At 68.7% G+C, this 14,605-nt stretch carries 20 protein-coding genes and 1 other annotated feature; of the genes, 4 read left to right on the top strand and 16 right to left on the bottom strand.

Going from position 1 to position 14,605, the window contains the following annotated elements; all coding sequences use genetic code 11:
• Positions 1-103 precede the first annotated feature (103 nt).
• The 3 genes from ACNF49_RS40905 to ACNF49_RS40895 form a co-directional block, all read right to left on the bottom strand.
• The gene (locus ACNF49_RS40905; protein WP_482941100.1) at positions 104-427 is read right to left on the bottom strand and encodes an STAS domain-containing protein; all 324 of its coding nucleotides are present in this window, start codon (positions 425-427) and stop codon (positions 104-106) included.
• 527 nt (positions 428-954) lie between these two features.
• On the bottom strand, positions 955-1,674 hold the full coding sequence (locus tag ACNF49_RS40900) for a DUF4389 domain-containing protein (protein WP_482941099.1): 720 nt from the start codon (positions 1,672-1,674) through the stop codon (positions 955-957).
• Between the two features lie 264 nt (positions 1,675-1,938).
• A complete protein-coding gene (locus tag ACNF49_RS40895) occupies positions 1,939-2,478 on the bottom strand; it encodes a DUF5994 family protein (RefSeq protein WP_482941098.1) in 540 nt (179 codons plus the stop codon).
• Positions 2,479-3,012: 534 nt separating this feature from the next.
• Here ACNF49_RS40895 and ACNF49_RS40890 point away from each other — a divergent pair.
• Positions 3,013-3,612 (top strand): universal stress protein, encoded by a 600-nt coding sequence (locus ACNF49_RS40890; protein WP_482941097.1) that lies wholly within the window; start codon positions 3,013-3,015, stop codon positions 3,610-3,612.
• A gap of 182 nt (positions 3,613-3,794) precedes the next feature.
• On the opposite strand, the gene ACNF49_RS40885 is transcribed toward ACNF49_RS40890, so the two are convergent.
• The 11 genes from ACNF49_RS40885 to ACNF49_RS40835 all read right to left on the bottom strand — a co-directional run bounded on the left by ACNF49_RS40885 (position 3,795) and on the right by ACNF49_RS40835 (position 11,055).
• The gene (locus tag ACNF49_RS40885; RefSeq protein WP_482941096.1) at positions 3,795-4,100 is read right to left on the bottom strand and encodes a hypothetical protein; all 306 of its coding nucleotides are present in this window, start codon (positions 4,098-4,100) and stop codon (positions 3,795-3,797) included.
• Between the two features lie 34 nt (positions 4,101-4,134).
• Positions 4,135-4,437 (bottom strand): hypothetical protein, encoded by a 303-nt coding sequence (locus tag ACNF49_RS40880; protein WP_482941095.1) that lies wholly within the window; start codon positions 4,435-4,437, stop codon positions 4,135-4,137.
• A 299-nt stretch (positions 4,438-4,736) separates the two neighbouring features.
• The gene (locus ACNF49_RS40875) at positions 4,737-5,033 is read right to left on the bottom strand and encodes a hypothetical protein (protein WP_482941094.1); all 297 of its coding nucleotides are present in this window, start codon (positions 5,031-5,033) and stop codon (positions 4,737-4,739) included.
• A 248-nt stretch (positions 5,034-5,281) separates the two neighbouring features.
• Positions 5,282-6,364 (bottom strand): AI-2E family transporter, encoded by a 1,083-nt coding sequence (locus ACNF49_RS40870; protein ID WP_482941093.1) that lies wholly within the window; start codon positions 6,362-6,364, stop codon positions 5,282-5,284.
• A 253-nt stretch (positions 6,365-6,617) separates the two neighbouring features.
• Positions 6,618-6,908 (bottom strand): DUF6328 family protein, encoded by a 291-nt coding sequence (locus ACNF49_RS40865; protein WP_482945652.1) that lies wholly within the window; start codon positions 6,906-6,908, stop codon positions 6,618-6,620.
• Between the two features lie 248 nt (positions 6,909-7,156).
• The gene (locus tag ACNF49_RS40860; RefSeq protein ID WP_482941092.1) at positions 7,157-7,729 is read right to left on the bottom strand and encodes a hypothetical protein; all 573 of its coding nucleotides are present in this window, start codon (positions 7,727-7,729) and stop codon (positions 7,157-7,159) included.
• Positions 7,730-7,991: 262 nt separating this feature from the next.
• A complete protein-coding gene (locus ACNF49_RS40855; RefSeq protein WP_482941091.1) occupies positions 7,992-8,210 on the bottom strand; it encodes a hypothetical protein in 219 nt (72 codons plus the stop codon).
• A 71-nt stretch (positions 8,211-8,281) separates the two neighbouring features.
• Complete coding sequence (locus ACNF49_RS40850) at positions 8,282-9,256, bottom strand: LysR family transcriptional regulator (protein ID WP_482941090.1); 975 nt, start codon at positions 9,254-9,256, stop codon at positions 8,282-8,284.
• A 171-nt stretch (positions 9,257-9,427) separates the two neighbouring features.
• Entirely contained in the window at positions 9,428-9,601 is a 174-nt protein-coding gene (locus ACNF49_RS40845; RefSeq protein WP_125630100.1) for a CsbD family protein, read from the bottom strand.
• 99 nt (positions 9,602-9,700) lie between these two features.
• Positions 9,701-10,504, bottom strand: a complete 804-nt coding sequence (locus tag ACNF49_RS40840; protein ID WP_482941089.1) for an acyl-CoA desaturase — start codon at positions 10,502-10,504, stop codon at positions 9,701-9,703.
• Between the two features lie 239 nt (positions 10,505-10,743).
• The gene (locus ACNF49_RS40835; RefSeq protein ID WP_482941088.1) at positions 10,744-11,055 is read right to left on the bottom strand and encodes a UBP-type zinc finger domain-containing protein; all 312 of its coding nucleotides are present in this window, start codon (positions 11,053-11,055) and stop codon (positions 10,744-10,746) included.
• Between the two features lie 338 nt (positions 11,056-11,393).
• Between ACNF49_RS40835 and ACNF49_RS40830 the strand changes: the two genes are divergently transcribed.
• Positions 11,394-11,687: a hypothetical protein gene (locus ACNF49_RS40830; RefSeq protein ID WP_482941087.1), complete on the top strand. Its 294-nt coding sequence runs from the start codon at positions 11,394-11,396 to the stop codon at positions 11,685-11,687.
• Between the two features lie 146 nt (positions 11,688-11,833).
• On the opposite strand, the gene ACNF49_RS40825 is transcribed toward ACNF49_RS40830, so the two are convergent.
• Positions 11,834-12,091, bottom strand: a complete 258-nt coding sequence (locus ACNF49_RS40825; protein WP_482941086.1) for a hypothetical protein — start codon at positions 12,089-12,091, stop codon at positions 11,834-11,836.
• Positions 12,092-12,352: 261 nt separating this feature from the next.
• Positions 12,353-13,575, bottom strand: a protein-coding gene (locus ACNF49_RS40820) for an IS3 family transposase (RefSeq protein WP_482939532.1) whose coding sequence is annotated in 2 segments (ribosomal slippage) — positions 12,353-13,296 and positions 13,296-13,575 — 1,224 coding nt in all. Because the reading frame shifts where the segments join, the coding sequence is not laid out codon by codon here.
• Positions 13,184-13,297 (bottom strand) — a sequence feature (AL1L pseudoknot). (Overlaps the previous gene by 114 nt.)
• Positions 13,576-13,761: 186 nt before the next feature.
• Between ACNF49_RS40820 and ACNF49_RS40815 the strand changes: the two genes are divergently transcribed.
• Entirely contained in the window at positions 13,762-14,127 is a 366-nt protein-coding gene (locus ACNF49_RS40815) for an STAS domain-containing protein (protein WP_482941085.1), read from the top strand.
• Positions 14,124-14,603, top strand: a complete 480-nt coding sequence (locus tag ACNF49_RS40810) for a hypothetical protein (protein ID WP_482941084.1) — start codon at positions 14,124-14,126, stop codon at positions 14,601-14,603. The genes ACNF49_RS40815 and ACNF49_RS40810 overlap by 4 nt, the downstream gene beginning before the upstream one ends.
• Positions 14,604-14,605 lie beyond the last annotated feature (2 nt).

The following is a 14,605-nucleotide window of genomic DNA, read 5'->3' as shown; positions in this document are numbered from 1 at the left end:
CTGTGCCGGGTGAGAACAGGCGGTCGGCAAACAGTCCATCAGCGGAAGTGATGACGAGGACGTGGCCCGCCATGACAGGCCCGGAACTCGGGTATGCCTGCGGTCAGGACATCATCCGCAGGCTGCGGTCCAGGCCGGTGAGGCGCAGCATCTGGGCGGTGTACGGCCGCGGGTGGGCCAGGCCCAGGGTGATGCCCTGCGCTCGGGCGCGATGCTGGATGCCGACCAGCACGGCCAGGCCAGAGGCGTCGCAGAACGACACCTGGGACAGATCGAGGATGAGCAGCCTCGTGCTGTGGCGCAAGGTGTCCGTCAGTTGCCGGCGAAGCAGCGTGCTGGTGAAGATGTCGATCTCGCCCGACAGGTTGACGATGGTGGCAGCCGCTGCGCCCGCTTCGGTGGGTGAGGCCGCATCGATGACGGTCATGAGGATCTCCGATCGGAGAGGTGAAGAAACGGTGAGCGGGTGTGGGCGTCGTGGCGGGAACGAGGGCTCCAGGCCGTGCCTCGGGTGTGATCGGCGGGTCACGCGCACCGGCCCCTGGGCAAGCACGCAGTGCACTTGAGACGCTTTTCGCGGATCGGCCGTGTCCGGCCAGGGCGCTCGGCGGAGTCAACGGGGTCGGCGTGACGCCGACTTTCAACGCGACTCCGGCCGGAGCACCCTGGCGGCCCCCAGGGACGGGTCGCCGCCCATGAGAAGAGTCAATTCCGTGCCCCCACTTGGGGCAATCACGTAGGAGAGAAAAGCTCATCTCCTACGGTGATCAGCGATATCTCCGCGCGCTCGTCCCATGCTCGTGAGCAGTGACAGCAGCGCGGCGAAGGTGGCCGTGGCTCACGCGTTGCGACCTCGGACGGACACCGGCGTGTGCAAACGGTCACTCGACCACGATCTCCTGCGTGATTTACAAGCGATCACTCGATGTCATGGCCAGGGCGAGCGGTTGGCTGTCAGCTCGAGACGGCGGTGCCGCCGGGCTCGTCTCCGCCGAGATCGAGCCGGAAGGGCGGGTATCGGTCGGTCATGAGCGCCGCGTAGCCGGCGACCCGCAGCCCCCAGCGGTTCAGACCGAGGATGAGGTCGAACAGGGGCCGGGGGTAGCGGCCGGTGACGGTGAGCGCGATCCCGGCGATCAGGACGAGCAGTGCGACCAGACCGCCGCCGCCCCAGTCCCATGCGTCGCCGTCGGCCTGCCAGCCGATCCAGGCGCTGCCGCTGAACAGGATCCCGACGATCAGGAGGTGCGGGACGGCCAGGAGCCACTTCACCAGGACGAGACCGCGGTGCAGCCGCGTCGGGTACGTGACGTTCAGCCCGGCCGGGTAGCCGGGGATCTCACGCAGCGCGAACGGCGGGTAGCGATCGGTGCCGAGCGCGTTGTAGGCGTAGTAGCCCACCCGCCAGTTCCACCGCATGACGCCGACGTTGAAGTCGAAGATCGGCCGCGGATACCGGCCGCTGATCACGATCGCGATCAGCGCCACGAGGCTGAGCACGCAGAAGGCGATCCACAGCGGGATCAGTATCAGCACGTGTGGCACGATCAGCAGCCATTTGACCAGCCACAGCCAGCGTGACAGAGGGTCGTCCTGCTGGGCGCGCACCTGGATCGGGTACGGCCTGACCGCGGGGGTGGGGGCTTGTATGGCCAACGGGGTTGTCGAGCTCATGGTCGAGTTCCCTTCTTGTCCGAGAGTCGCAGGTAGGAAGAGGCCGCATGGCCACTGCTCGGGGAGCGCCAGGCGGTGCGGACGTCTCTTCGGCAGAGGTCTGTTGCGGGCGCGGGGCCGGCTGTGAGCCAGGCGCCGGCAGGACACGCGAACCTGCTCGTTTTGCGAGGGGATGAGCGCGCCGTCGGATCCGCGCTGAGAGATCGAGCCGTGCCCCGTCTCATCGGAGGTCTGTGTCCACCGGGAACGACGGCTCGGCGTGAGTCAGATGGTGACGGGCCGTGCCGGCACGGAGGTCGTGATGCGGCCGCCCTCGTTCTCCCAGGAGGCTGAGTCGTCCCGGCCGGGTGAGTCCTCCTCCGGGTGTGCGGGGTGAAGGATGTCGGCGGGACGGACGCCGGCCGTGCCTGCGGCTGCGAACGCCAGCGCGGCCGTGGCTGGGCCGTCCGCGGTGCCGGGCGGGATGACCAGCAGGGTGATGGGGACGGTTCCGGCGATACTCAGGGTGATCAGGTGCGGGTCGGCGCTGCGGAACCAGCCCACTCTGACCTGGCGGCCGCGGGCCGGGATGCGGCGCGGGATGTGATCCCAGGCGTCCAGATACAGGCCCACGCGCAGGACTGCCCTGCCGAGCCGCTGGTCGACGGCGGAGATGAGGGCGGGCAGTTCGGCGGCGGCGTCACGGGTGCGCGGCCACCACGCCCCGTCGACGGTGCCTCGCCGGTCGAGGACGGTGTTCAGGCTGAGCCTGGGGGCGGCCTCGGCCGCGAGAACGGGGCTGGACGGGAAGAGGGGTGTCGTCATCGTGATCGCCTGGCCTGTCGGGCCCCCGTCACGGGGCCGGAAGTGGTATATCGCCGCGGGCGACGCCAACCTGGATGCCAACGCTCGAAATGTCCTCGGTATTTGCTATTCTACCTCGCTTTGCGAGGCAAGGAAAAACATCATGTCGCCGGCAGGCGGCGTTATCGATTGTGGTGATAATCGGGTCGATGATTGCCGGTGGTCTGTTCCCGCCAGGAAGAGCAGCCTGGTGCCGGGGTCGAGAGCAGCAGAAGGGAGGCGCCATGAGTCCGACATGGAGGATCAAGTCCAGGATGCGGGCGGTCCGGAGTTGGATCATGCTCTACTTCGGCCGTGCCACCGGAAACCAGCATCTGGAGTCGAAAGGCATGGCCGACCGGGCTGGAAATGATCCGGGGCGGCGCAGCGAGAAATCCAAGAGGATGTTCAAGCGCTGATGTGGCGACCGTCAACGGCGCCTAAATGTGCCGGCCCGGTCCAGTGCATTCGTTCTTCACGTCATCAGTAAAATGCCGGCACAAATCTGGGGTAGCCATGAATCGTGTCATCGTCGTGGGCGCCGACGGTTCGGATGCCGCCACCTCGGCCGTCGAGTGGGCCGACGACGCCGCTCGCATGGCGGCCCGGCTCCGCATCGTGCACGCCGTGGACCGCTCGCCGTACGAGATCGCGAGATTCTCCACCCCGGGCCAGGACGACGTCATCATGCTCAGCGCGCAGAGCGTGCTGAGCGACGCCGAGGCGGCGGCGCGCAAGCGACAGCCCGGCATCGACGTCGGCTGCGAGCTGCTTCAGGGCGCCGCCGCGGCGGTGTTGCGCAGCCGGGCCGGTGACTGCGCCGAGATCGTGATCGGCGGCACCGGCCTCGGCGGCTTCCCCGGGGCCGTGCTGGGCTCGGTGAGCACCCACGTGGCCGGGCACGCGCACGGCCCGGTGGTCGTCGTCCGATCCGACCCACCGTCCACGGGGAGGTCGTGGTCGGGCTCGACGACTATCACGCCTGCGAACCCGCCCTCGGCTACGCCTTCGAGCAGGCGATGCTTGGCCGGCGACCTGGAACCTGAGCCGGTGGCCCGTCTGGGCCGGTCAGCCGGCAGGCTCGGGGGTGAGCAGCGGCTCGGACGGCCCTGCTGACGCGCCGGGCGGGATCGCCGGGCCGATCATCGGGCCGTAGACGAGCTTGTCAGACGGTGGCGGCCGCCTGTTCCTGCCGTCATTGCCGGGGCTGGGCACGGGCTCCGGCGGGGGTGTCGGCCGGTCGGCCGCTTCATCGAGGTGTTCGTCATCGGTGCGTAGGTTCATGGCGCTTCGCCCTTTCATGAGCTGTTTCGGGTGTCTTGCTGTGATATCCCTGCTCGTCCCGGACGGCTGTGATCAGCTGATCGGCCGCGTGGACAGCCAGAGCCGGCGCGACGGCGAGCTGCTCCTGGGTCGCCGTCCAGGTCTGCGGCGACTCGGTGATGAGCGGCTTGCCGCCCTTTGCCGAGCTCGCGATGACTGATTTGTTCCTCCGTGCTCGGCGGCTGGTACCGGCGAATTCGTTCCCAGCACAGCCGCACCACGATGAAGCCGGTGGCTGCGACCACCGTCGCCACCATCACGATGGCGACGATGGTGGTCATCGTGGACATGTTCGCCTCTCAGGGGCAATCCTGTTCAACCGTCCCGCCTGGCCGTTGCGCCTGATTGTCCGGGTGGCCGGCGGAGGTCGGCGTCGGGCGCGGGCTCGTGACTGCCGCGCCGGCTGGCATTGTGGCCGGCCAGGTCGTCCATGGCGTCCTGTCGGCTTCGGACGGTCGACCCACTCCAACGCGACCGGGTGCGGAGCAGGAGAATCGACACAGCGAGGACACCACCGAGCATCAGCATGACGCCCACGATGCGCAAGTCGAATCCGCCGGGCAGCAGGTCTGCCACGGCGGGCACCGGCCCGAGGACGATCCGAGCGATGATGCCCATGGCGGCACTCCTCTGGCGGTGCGTCGATGTCCGCACGGGACCAGTCTTCCGGACCGGTCGAAGCAGGGTTCCGGCCGCTGCGTGATCGCCGCGGCCGGGGTCGAACGCTTTCACCTCCAGAGCACACCCACGGGAGCCGTACAGACACAGGCGATTCGGAATGGATCCATCTCCAGAAGCGATCACCACGCGTTGGGTCCCGCACACCAGGCAGACTCATCAGTGGGCGCCGCGCGGCTCGCGGACTTGACGCCGCTCCTCACCCTCATCGTGGCCTCCAGACGCGGCCAGTCGCTCGGTCAGCGGCTCGCCTGCTCGTCGGCGAGTGCTGGTTGCTCGTGGGGGGTTTCGGCTGGTTGCGGGTGGTGCTCGTCGCCGTTGTCGAGGAGTTCCTCGAACAGGACGCGGTAGTGCACCATGGCCTGCCGCAGGTCTTCGGTGGAGGCGTCGCCGGGGGCGGCGCGCTCGCTGATCCGATGGGCTTGCCGGTGATGGTGAAGGGCGCGGCCGTGCACCACCGACAGGTCCGTCAGCTGCTGCCGGGTCCATCGCCCCGCGTAGGTCTGCCGGGAGGCGGGGGGTGAGCGGGATGACATCGAGGGTGGCGAAGCGTTTCTCCCCGGCACGCAGCTCCTGCTCGGCCTCTCCACGACTGTCTTGCTCGTTCAGGGTGTGTTCGTGTTCAGGGCCGAAGCGCCGGCGCGGGCCTTGCCGGCGGCGGCGTGGCAAGACGTAGCCGAGCGCCGGCGCCAGGATCACCGCCAACGGTGCAGGGGTCATCTCCAGGACCGATCATCAGGGAGAAAAGGGGTTGTACGGCACGTCCAATGGTGAGGCCGGCTCGTCAGACAGCCTCATCGCCGCGGTTGCCGGTGGCCGCTGGTGCGCCTGCGCCGAGTGCCGGTCCCGCCGGGAGGGCGAGCGGGTCGTCCTTGAAGAGTTCGGGCACGGCCCGGTAGAGGATGGCGGTGATCGGCACGGCCACGACCGCGCCCGCGATCCCGGCCAGGATGCCGCCGACGGCCAGCACGATGATGATCGCCAGCGGGTGGAAGTGCAGCACCCGGCCGACGATCAGCGGCTGGAGCACGTGGTTCTCCAGTTGCTGCTCGACGATCAGGATGCCGACGAAGATCAGCGCGTAGATCGGGCCCTTCGCGCCGAGCGTGACCAGCGTCGCGACCGCGCCGGCGAAGAGGATGCCGACGATCGGGACGAAGCTGGCCAGGAAGATCAGTACGGCCAGTGCCGCCCACAGCGGTACTCCCATGACGGCCAGCACCACGCCCATGAGCACGCCGTGCACTGCGGCCACGGCGACCGTGCCCTGCACGTAGTGCGACAGCGTGGTCCAGGCGGTCCGCCCGGCCCGGTCGACCCGCGGCGCCATCCGGCCGAACCCCTTGAGGAACCAGGACCAGATCTGGTCACCGTCCTTGAGCAGGAAGAACGTCACGAACAGCAGGAGCACGATCGAGGCCAGCGCCTCCACCACCACCACGGTCCCCGCCAGAACCGTCGAGGTGATCTGCTGCTGCCGCTCGGTGACCAGCTTGGCGATCTCGTCCACCCAGCCGCTGAGCTGAACGGGCTTCACGTGCAGAGGGCCGGTGTAGAGCCAGCCCTCCACCGTCTTGGCCGTCTGCCTGACCTGTGTCACCAGGCCGGGGAACTCCTCGTTGGCCCGCACGCCGATGATCCAGCCCGTCCCGCTCAGCACAGCGAGGGCGACGAGCATGGTGATCCAGGTGGCGTAGATCGCCCGCAGCCCTGACGCGCGCAGGTGTCGGGTGAGCGGGAACAGCAGCGCGGTCAGCAGCACGGCGACCGCCACCGGCAGGGCGAGGATGCGCATCGTCGCCACGAAGCCGAACACGAAGTTGGCCACGATGCCCATGACGATCAGGCATGCGCACCACGCGGCCATCCTCGCCAAGATCGGTGGCACCAATCTCAACAGCCGCTCCTGAGGTGAATCCATGTACGGCAACCTTTCCCCACTGTTGGGTGATGGCGCGATTCCCGCCCTCGAGCCAGGGACGTGTCGGAGAGCCACCGTCGAAAAGGCTGATCTTCGACGAGGTGGGCCCGTGGTCCTCGCCGTCCTCCTGGAGATCACCGGAATTCGGCAGATGCTTCTGTACGGCGATCGCGATCAGCTGGGCGAGCCCCCGAACCCGCTACTCCACCTCATCTGCCGCCTGCCGCTGCGTGGCCGTCGCCTGGCGGCGCAGGTCGATGATCGGCTGCAGGAGCCACAGCCAGCAGGTCGCCGGCGCCGCGGCGCCGGCCAGGCCCAGCTCGTTGGCCCGGTGCACGATCTTTTCCTTCAGCCCGGTACGAAACAGCAGCCGGTGTTGAACGGCGGGTGTGACGAAACAGAGCGACGCGGTGGCCGACCCTGTCAACGCGATGAAGAACAGCCAGTGGCCCGAGGTGTCCACCGTGGCGAAGCCGCTCCGAAACGGCATCGCCAGCAAGGGCGATGGGTTCCTCATGGCTCTCGTCGGCGCCGCTCTCCTTGGCCGTCCTGCCTGAGGATCCGTCAGCGGTGAGAGGGCGGCTTGATCTCTCCTGATGAGGCAACCCGTCGGTCTGGCACCTCAGTGTGTTTCCACGGCACGACCACGGCGTGGACTCATCGATCGTGGTTCCGTCCCTCGACCTCCTGAGCGCCCATGACCTTACTGGCGGAAACCCGCAGCTCCAGATGGGCGTGTCAGGGGTGCCCGAGCGGCCGAGCCTCCAGGGGCCACTGGTCGCCGCCGATGAGGTCGTCGAACAGAGCGTGATAGTGCGTCATGGCCTGCCGCAGTTCGTGTATCGGCACCCACCCGTCCCCGGTGCGCCCGCTGATCTCGTGGGCCTGGCGGTAGTGCTCCAGAGTGCGGCTGTGGCGCAGCGACAAATCCGAGACCTGCTGCGCGAAGTCCTCGGTGCTGTATCCGCGCTTGGCCATGACAGCCCGCACCAGCAGATCGGCCTCGCAGACAGCGGGACTCGGCTCGTTCACGAAACGCTCCTGCACCGCGGCCCATCGGCCGGCGTAGCCGCGGCGCGCCTCGGGATCGAGCGGCCGTACGTCGAGTGGCCCTGATCGCGCCCGGCGGGCTCGCAGGTCACGCTCGGCCGCCCGCCGATCGCCCGCCGCGGCGGCCATGCGCTCGTAGCCGGGCCCGAATCGCTCGCGAAGGCGATCTCGACGTCTGCGCAGCAAGAAGAAGCCGATGGCCGGAACCATGGCCATCACCCCCACGATGAGAGCCACCCGCATGACGGCCTCGGTGGACATGATCGCCTCCATCCCGATATCGCCGGCGCGTCCCGCCTGAAGGCAGGTGACCGGACAGCGCCAGTCAAGCCCGTCTGCCCGGAGACGGACAGGGGCGTTCGCAGCAAAGCTCATCACGGGAGCTGATCACCGCCGACCCCGCGATGACCTGTGTGGACCCGGCAGGCCGGTAGTCATGAATTGCCGGACCGGCTGAGTGTCGTCGCGCCCGCGACAGGTCCAGCCGCCGTTCATGGACGGCTTGACCGTCGCTGTCAGGTGGTCACGGCGCGGTGTCGCGGCGGGCGGGCTCTTGGGTGTCCCCGCCTGCGTTGTCCCAGCCGGCCAGGCTCAGTTCCTGCTCGGCGGGGTTGTCGTGGTCCGCGGCGGCGAGGATGTCGCCAGGACGGGTGCGGCTGCGGCACCGGGTGGCCATGCCGAGCGCCTTGTCGGCGGCAGGCTGGGTGTCGGGCGGGATGCCGAGCAGGTTGAGGTGCCTCACGCGTTGCCAGACATCGATTCGCCTTCTCACGCACACCGCGGCTGCACACCTCGCCGCCCGGCCCGCGCGCGTCAGACAGCCTCGTCGCTGCGGCTGCTGATGGCTGCCGGCGCGTCTTCGCCGGACGGCGGTTCGGTGGCCGGGGCGACGGGTTCTAGCCAGGCGAGCTGTTCGGCCAGGTGCCGGGCGGTGTCGAGGAGGGTGGCGATGTGCGGGGAGGGATTGGCGTCGTGCCACAGCAAGGACCAGGGATAGTGCGTGGCAGGGTCGGTCAGGGGCCGCCAGGTGGTGCCGGGCCGGTTGGAGGAGCGGAAGGAGGAGGGGACGCAGTGCACGCAGCGGTGCTGGAATACGAGGTCGGCGGCGGCCCGGGAGCTCTCGACGGTGCCTTCGTAGAGAGTGGGCTCGAAGCCGGCCGAGCGGCACAGCGCGAGGACGAACTGGTTGAGCTCCGGCGTCTGCGATTCCTCGCCGAGCAGGAGCAGTTCGTCGGCGAGGGCGGCGACGGGTACGCCGTTGAGGACGACGAAGCGGTGGTCGTCGGGGACCAGCACGCCGAGAGGATCGAGCCTGACGAGTTTGGAGGTCATCTCGGCCGGTGTCTGGGAGGCGTGTCCGATGGCGATGTCGAGGCGGCCGTCGGCCAGTTGCCGGTACTGCTCGGGGGTGCCCGCTTCGATCTGGTGGATCGTGATGCCGGGACGGTTGTCCTGGAGTTCGCGCAGGATCTGCGGCATGGTGTCGTAGCCGGCGTCGATGATGCCGACGCGCAGCGTGGGCGCGGACGCGGCGGCGTTGCGCGCGGCCTGCGCGGCCCGGCTGACGTGGTGGAGGATTTGGCGCGCCTCGACGAGGAAGGCGGCGCCGGCGGGGGTCAGGCCGACGTGGTGGGTGCTGCGGTCCAGCAGTCGCACGCCGAGCTCGCGTTCCAGCCGCTGGATCTGCTGGCTCAGCGCGGACTGCACGATGTGCTCGCGGGCGGCGGCGCGGCCGAAGTGCAACTCTTCGGCCAGCGTCACGAAATAGCGCAACTGCCGTAACTCCATGGCCGCCACCCTTCCCTTCCCGGGCGATGCCGATGCGGGCCGCTGTCTCCCACCCTAAGTTCCCCGTGGGTGCCCGAGCTTCTGGAGGCGCTCCTGGCCCTGGTTGCTGGATTGGGGCCGGCGCCTACGGCAGGTGATCTTTTCGGGGGAAGGCGCTTCGCCGAAGCGGGATCAGCGTTTGAAGGCATCCCTGGCCTTGTCGCCGGCCTGCTTCAGGTTGCCCACGACCCGATCGCTCTTGCCTGTGGCCTGCTGACGCCGGTTGCCGGTGACGCGGCCGAAGCGTTGCCTGGCCCAGCCCTTGAAGGCCTGGACCTTGTTGCTGATTTCCCAACGTAAACTCATTGTGATCTTCCTTCGCTGCTCCGCCGCGGTCAGGCGGCTTGGAGCCCCAGTGTCTGCTCCCGCTGGGGAGGGGGAAACGAGCAATGGCCGTGCCGGTCATCACAGGAACTGATGAGCAGTGGGGTATCGGGGGCGGTCTCCGGCCGGTGAGAGCGGGCCGGTACGGTGGCGCCGGAGGCGTTCGGGACCGGGCCGGCGCACGTCGCTCGCCCAGCCGAGCCGTTCGAACAGGCGGATAACCCCGCTGGACGGGTCGATCTGGCCCCGGTCGAGACCGTGGCGGGCGCAGGTCGGCTCGCTGTGGCGGCCGTTGTGCCAGCTCTCGCCGAACGACAGCAGGGCCAGCGGCCACAGGTTCGTCGCCCGGTCGTGGCCGCGGGTCTTGAAGGGCCGGCTGCCGATGAGGTGGCACAGGGAGTTGACGCTCCAGGTGACGTGCTGGAGCAGCGCGATGCGGATCAGGCCGGCCCACAGGAAGGCGGTCAGGCCGCCGTACAGGGTGCCGGCGATCACCCAGCCCGCTGCGAACGGCAGCGCCGGCGACAGCCCGCACAGCGCGGGGAAGGCGCGGGCCACGCGGGTCATGGCCGGATCTGCCGGCAGGTGAGGGGCGTAGCGTTCGGCGGACGTCTGGTCGTCGGTGAACAGCCAGCCGAGGTGGGCGTGGGCAAGCCCCCGAAGCTGCCCGCGCAGGCTGGTTCCGTACCGGTAGGGCGATTGCGGATCGCCCGGCCGGTCGGTGAAGGCGTGATGGTGGCGGTGCACCGCCACCCAGTCGATCACGTCGCCCTGGAAGCCCATCGACCCGGCGACCGCCAGCACCACGCGCAACCATGGCCGGGCGGTGAAGGAGCCGTGGGTGAGCAGTCGGTGGAAGCCGGCCGTCACTCCCAGCCCGGTCACCACGTAGAAGGCGGCGGCCAGGGCCAGGTCGGTGAGCGCGCCCCCCGTGCCCCCACGCCAGATAGATCACCGCACCGAGCGCGGCGAACGGCGCGATCACGATCGCTCCGGTCAGCGCGGTCTGTGGCCGCCCGGCCGGCACGTGCTCGCCGGCCCCGGGGAAGGGCGAGGTTCCGTCGTAGTCCCGCCGGCGTTGCTCCGGTCGTTCAGAAACAGCCATGAAGCAGCCTTCTTCCCATCTATACGGTCCGCCGGTGCACGTAGCACCAACGCCAGGCCGGCCTCGACCCCAGGGCGGCGGCGACAGGGTGGTCGGTCTCCTGGTAGTGGGCCTTGGCGTGGCCGCGCTGGGAATTGTCGGAACAGGCGACCCGGCCGCAGGTCAGGCACGCCAGCAGGCGCGTCCAGGTCTGGCCGAGGGCCAGGCATTGCCTGCATTCGGGTGGTCCGTACCGCACCTGGGGGAGTTGGTCGATGTGATCGCAGCGCGGGGTCTGACCGTTCAGGCAGGCGCGGTCGGTCGCGTCCGTTCCCTGTGCGTCCAAGGTCATGACGACCCCCTCACGGTGCCAGCGACGCAAGGTGCGCCGGCTGGTCACTTGCCAGTCAACGTGCTCAGCCGGGCCGGTGAGAAGACGCAGTCCCAGTCAGCCTCATCAGTTGCGGCGATGGCGGGCCTGCGGGCGATTTCACGAGAGGCCGCCGGATCACGCGGATCGCGACGCTGGGAGCGGCCGGACCCGCGAAATCGGCCGGATATTTCACACGACGCAGACCTTCCGTCGCTTATGCCGAGAGCGGATACCGCTCATTTATGCGAAATCTCCTTGCTATTTATTCCGGCAGGGTATTGAATGAGGAATGCAAGCAAAGAAAAGGGGAGGCTCTCATGAGCTTCGTACAGATTCTGGAATTCAGCACCAAACGCGCCACGGAAGTCGAGTCGCTCATGAACGAGTGGCGGGCGCAGACCGAGGGAAAACGCCACGTGAAGCGCGAGGTCGTGGCGAAGCACCGCGATCGCCCCGATCACTACGTGGCCCTCGTCGAATTCTCCTCCTACGAGGAGGCCCAGCGTAACAGCAAGCTGCCGGAGACCGGCCGGTTCAACGCGCACATGGTCCAACTGTGCGAAGGCCCGATCAAGTTCTCCGACTACGACGTGATTCGCGACAAGAGCTGATCACCGGCTGAACATCGCGAAAAGCTCAACCTGTGCTGTGGCGTGCGAGAACATTCTCGCGTCATGGCGCGGGGCTTTTTTGTGTCGGCCCATCGTCGCGCGAGACGTGAAGGGGCCGGCGCCGGCCGACCGGCGCTGCCCGACCGCTACGGATTCCTCCTGGCGAGCGCCTGCTCGGCCGCGGCGCTCAGCAGCCGGGCGGCGGCGGCCACCTCGGCGAGGCGGCCAGGTCCCATCGCCTCCAAACAGATGGCCAGCCGCTGCCGGTCACCACGGCAGGCCATGTTCGTCGCATGCTGAACGGCGAGGGCGCGCGAGGCCGTGCCGAGCGCCGTCAAGACGTCGGCCAGGGCCTGATCCACGCCGTCGTTCGGACCCGGCGGCCGCGCAGGTCGAGCAGTCATGCCATTCACCATGCCGTCCTTGACCCCTGAGCGCGATCCGATGCCGCCGGCCGGTCGGCTCCAGAGGCGGCCGAGGACAACGGGAGAGCGCCCCAGTGGTTCCCATCACACGCCACGAGCGATGTGGCGTCAAACCACTCGCGTCACCCCGCCGGCGCCGGCCGGTGATCACGGCTGATGACAAGCGCGGGGCAGATTGCCGCTTTCCACCTGGCCGAGCCACGGGATGATTGAACCGCGCCGGGTTTGTTGGAGACCGGGTTATGTGGCTGGGGTGAGAGTAGCTGAGTTGATCTCTGCGCGGTAGAGGGCTTCGTATTCGGCGGGTGGAAGGTCCTGGCAGGCGCTGTGGAGTCGGCGGTTGTTGTACCAGTCGACCCATTCCATGGTGGCGAGTTCGACGTCGTCCAGGCCCTTCCACGGGCCGCGGCGGTGGATCAGTTCGGTCTTGTACAGTCCGATGGTGCTCTCGGCCAGGGCGTTGTCGTAGCTGTCCCCGCGCGAGCCGACCGAGCTGACCGCGCCGGCGTCGGCGAGCCGGTCGGTGTAGCGGATGGATAGATATTGGCAGCCGCGGTCGGAGTGGTGCACCAGCCCGTTCAGCGTGTCGGTCTGGCCGCCGCGGCGCCACAGGGCCATCTCCAGCGCGTCCAGTGGCAGGTCGGTACGCAGGTGGTCGGTCAGCCGCCAGCCGACGATCATCCGCGAGTAGACGTCGATGACGAACGCGGCGTAGACGAACCCGGCCCAGGTGTGGATGTAGGTCAGGTCGGCCACCCACAGCCGGTTCGGCGCCGGCGCGGCGAAGTCCCGCTCGACCAGGTCGGCCGGCCGCGGACACAGCGGCTCAGCGATGGTGGTGCGGCGCTTGTGATCGCCCCGGACCGCGCCGGACAGCCCTAACCTGCGCATCAACCGGGCGACCGTGCAGCGGGCCACGGCCACGCCCTGGCGGTTGAGCGCCTTCCACATCTTGCGCACCCCGTACACCTCGAAGTTGTCGTTCCACAGCCGGATGATCTCGGCCGACAGCTGCTCGTCGCGTCGCTGCCGGGCCGAGGGCGGCCGGTTGCGGGCCGCGTAGTACGTCGCCGGCGCGAGATCGAGCACCTGGCAGATCGGTTCGACACCGAATTCGTCGCGGTGGGCGTCGATGAAGGCGACTATCTGGGCGGTCGGGGGTCGAGTTCCCGGGCGAAAAAAGCGGCCGCCGACTTCAGGATCTCATTGGCCCGGCGCAGTTCACGGATCTCCCGTTCGAGCTCGGCGATCCTCTGCGCATCGGCTGTCGAGGTGCCCGGCCGCTGTCCTCCGTCGACCTCGGCCTGCCGGACCCAGCTGCGCAACGCTTCGCGGTGGACGCCGAGCTGCTGGGCGACCCGGGCGATGGCGCCTGGCGCGTTGCCGGTCTGCTCGCGGACCTCGAACACCATCCGCACCGCGCGCTCACGTACTTCCTGCGGGTACTTCCTGGGGGCTGGCATCGCGTGTGATTCTCCCTTCCGCCAGCACGATCATGCTGGCTTCAGGGCCTCCAAGAAAGTCGGTGCGGTTCAGATCAGTACAGCGCACCGGACTGCTCCACTCGCGCTGGCGCCAGCCCCACGTGTTCATGGCCGCCTCACACTCGCGGCCACCCTATTCCGTACTCCCCGCCCGTAGGAGTCAGCATGGACAGCGCGGACGCAGCCGGCATTCGCACGCCTGACACGGTCGCCGATCCGCCCTTGCGCCTTACGCCGCTCGTCGATCCCGCGGGCCTGCGGATCGAAGGCGAGCTCGACTACGCCACCTTGCCTGCCCTGACCAGGGCGCTGGCCTCGATGGCGAGAGGTGGCAGCTTCTGCGTCGATCTGAGCGGCCTGGTGTTCTGCGACGTCGGCGGGCTGCGCGCGTTGGTCACCGCCGCCGCCGGCATGCGCGACGGCCAGGTTCTGACATTACGCTCGCCCTCTCCGCAGGTGCGACGCCTGCTCCAGCTCACCGGCTGGCACCTGAAAGCCGGTCTTCGCGTGCAGGATCGGAGCACCTCGTGACGACCCTCGATCCCCGCACCGCGAGCCCGCAGCGGGTCTTCATCGGTAAGAACCCTGACAAGTCGTCGGCCGTGACGCTCGCCTACCTGCTGACCGGTCTGCCCGGCGGCGTCGCGGTGGCCGGCGATGATCACCATACCGAGGCGAGAGCGTCGACCTCCTTCGCGAACCCGGCAGCCTGGCGCGAGATCGGCTACGCGCTGCTGTGGGCGACGGTTCTGCCTGCGGTCAACGGCCTGGTCATCTCCTTGGCGGCATGGCCGGTCTTCTCCTACACCTCGGCTCTTCCCTCCGGCGGCTCGCCGCTGGTGGTCCTGCTGACCGTCGTCGTGGTGCTGGGCGGGCTGGAAAGTGCCAGTCATGGTGCCGGTGGCCGTGCACGGCCATGCGAAGATGCCGAGCTGGGGGCTTCCCCCATGAACGTGGACACCACCGCCACCACGACAGCTACGCCGACGGTTCACCTACACCTTTGAGG

Source organism: Actinomadura sp. ATCC 39365, from assembly GCF_054392275.1.
Note: the sequence above shows the minus strand (reverse complement) of the source record. Positions and strands in the feature narration are given on the sequence as shown.

What these genes read in the sequence shown, in the direction of transcription:
- ACNF49_RS40815 (WP_482941085.1), top strand. Translation starts at nt 13,762, where the DNA reads ATGGACAGCGCGGACGCAGCCGGCATTCGCACGCCTGACACGGTCGCC.
- ACNF49_RS40890 (WP_482941097.1), top strand. Translation starts at nt 3,013, where the DNA reads ATGAATCGTGTCATCGTCGTGGGCGCCGACGGTTCGGATGCCGCCACC.
- ACNF49_RS40830 (WP_482941087.1), top strand. Translation starts at nt 11,394, where the DNA reads ATGAGCTTCGTACAGATTCTGGAATTCAGCACCAAACGCGCCACGGAA.
- ACNF49_RS40850 (WP_482941090.1), bottom strand. Translation starts at nt 9,256, where the DNA reads ATGGAGTTACGGCAGTTGCGCTATTTCGTGACGCTGGCCGAAGAGTTG.
- ACNF49_RS40900 (WP_482941099.1), bottom strand. Translation starts at nt 1,674, where the DNA reads ATGAGCTCGACAACCCCGTTGGCCATACAAGCCCCCACCCCCGCGGTC.
- ACNF49_RS40870 (WP_482941093.1), bottom strand. Translation starts at nt 6,364, where the DNA reads ATGGCCGCGTGGTGCGCATGCCTGATCGTCATGGGCATCGTGGCCAAC.
- ACNF49_RS40860 (WP_482941092.1), bottom strand. Translation starts at nt 7,729, where the DNA reads ATGTCCACCGAGGCCGTCATGCGGGTGGCTCTCATCGTGGGGGTGATG.
- ACNF49_RS40885 (WP_482941096.1), bottom strand. Translation starts at nt 4,100, where the DNA reads ATGACCACCATCGTCGCCATCGTGATGGTGGCGACGGTGGTCGCAGCC.
- ACNF49_RS40845 (WP_125630100.1), bottom strand. Translation starts at nt 9,601, where the DNA reads ATGAGTTTACGTTGGGAAATCAGCAACAAGGTCCAGGCCTTCAAGGGC.
- ACNF49_RS40825 (WP_482941086.1), bottom strand. Translation starts at nt 12,091, where the DNA reads ATGACTGCTCGACCTGCGCGGCCGCCGGGTCCGAACGACGGCGTGGAT.
- ACNF49_RS40865 (WP_482945652.1), bottom strand. Translation starts at nt 6,908, where the DNA reads ATGCCGTTTCGGAGCGGCTTCGCCACGGTGGACACCTCGGGCCACTGG.
- ACNF49_RS40880 (WP_482941095.1), bottom strand. Translation starts at nt 4,437, where the DNA reads ATGGGCATCATCGCTCGGATCGTCCTCGGGCCGGTGCCCGCCGTGGCA.
- ACNF49_RS40835 (WP_482941088.1), bottom strand. Translation starts at nt 11,055, where the DNA reads ATGACCTTGGACGCACAGGGAACGGACGCGACCGACCGCGCCTGCCTG.
- ACNF49_RS40875 (WP_482941094.1), bottom strand. Translation starts at nt 5,033, where the DNA reads ATGTCATCCCGCTCACCCCCCGCCTCCCGGCAGACCTACGCGGGGCGA.
- ACNF49_RS40895 (WP_482941098.1), bottom strand. Translation starts at nt 2,478, where the DNA reads ATGACGACACCCCTCTTCCCGTCCAGCCCCGTTCTCGCGGCCGAGGCC.
- ACNF49_RS40905 (WP_482941100.1), bottom strand. Translation starts at nt 427, where the DNA reads ATGACCGTCATCGATGCGGCCTCACCCACCGAAGCGGGCGCAGCGGCT.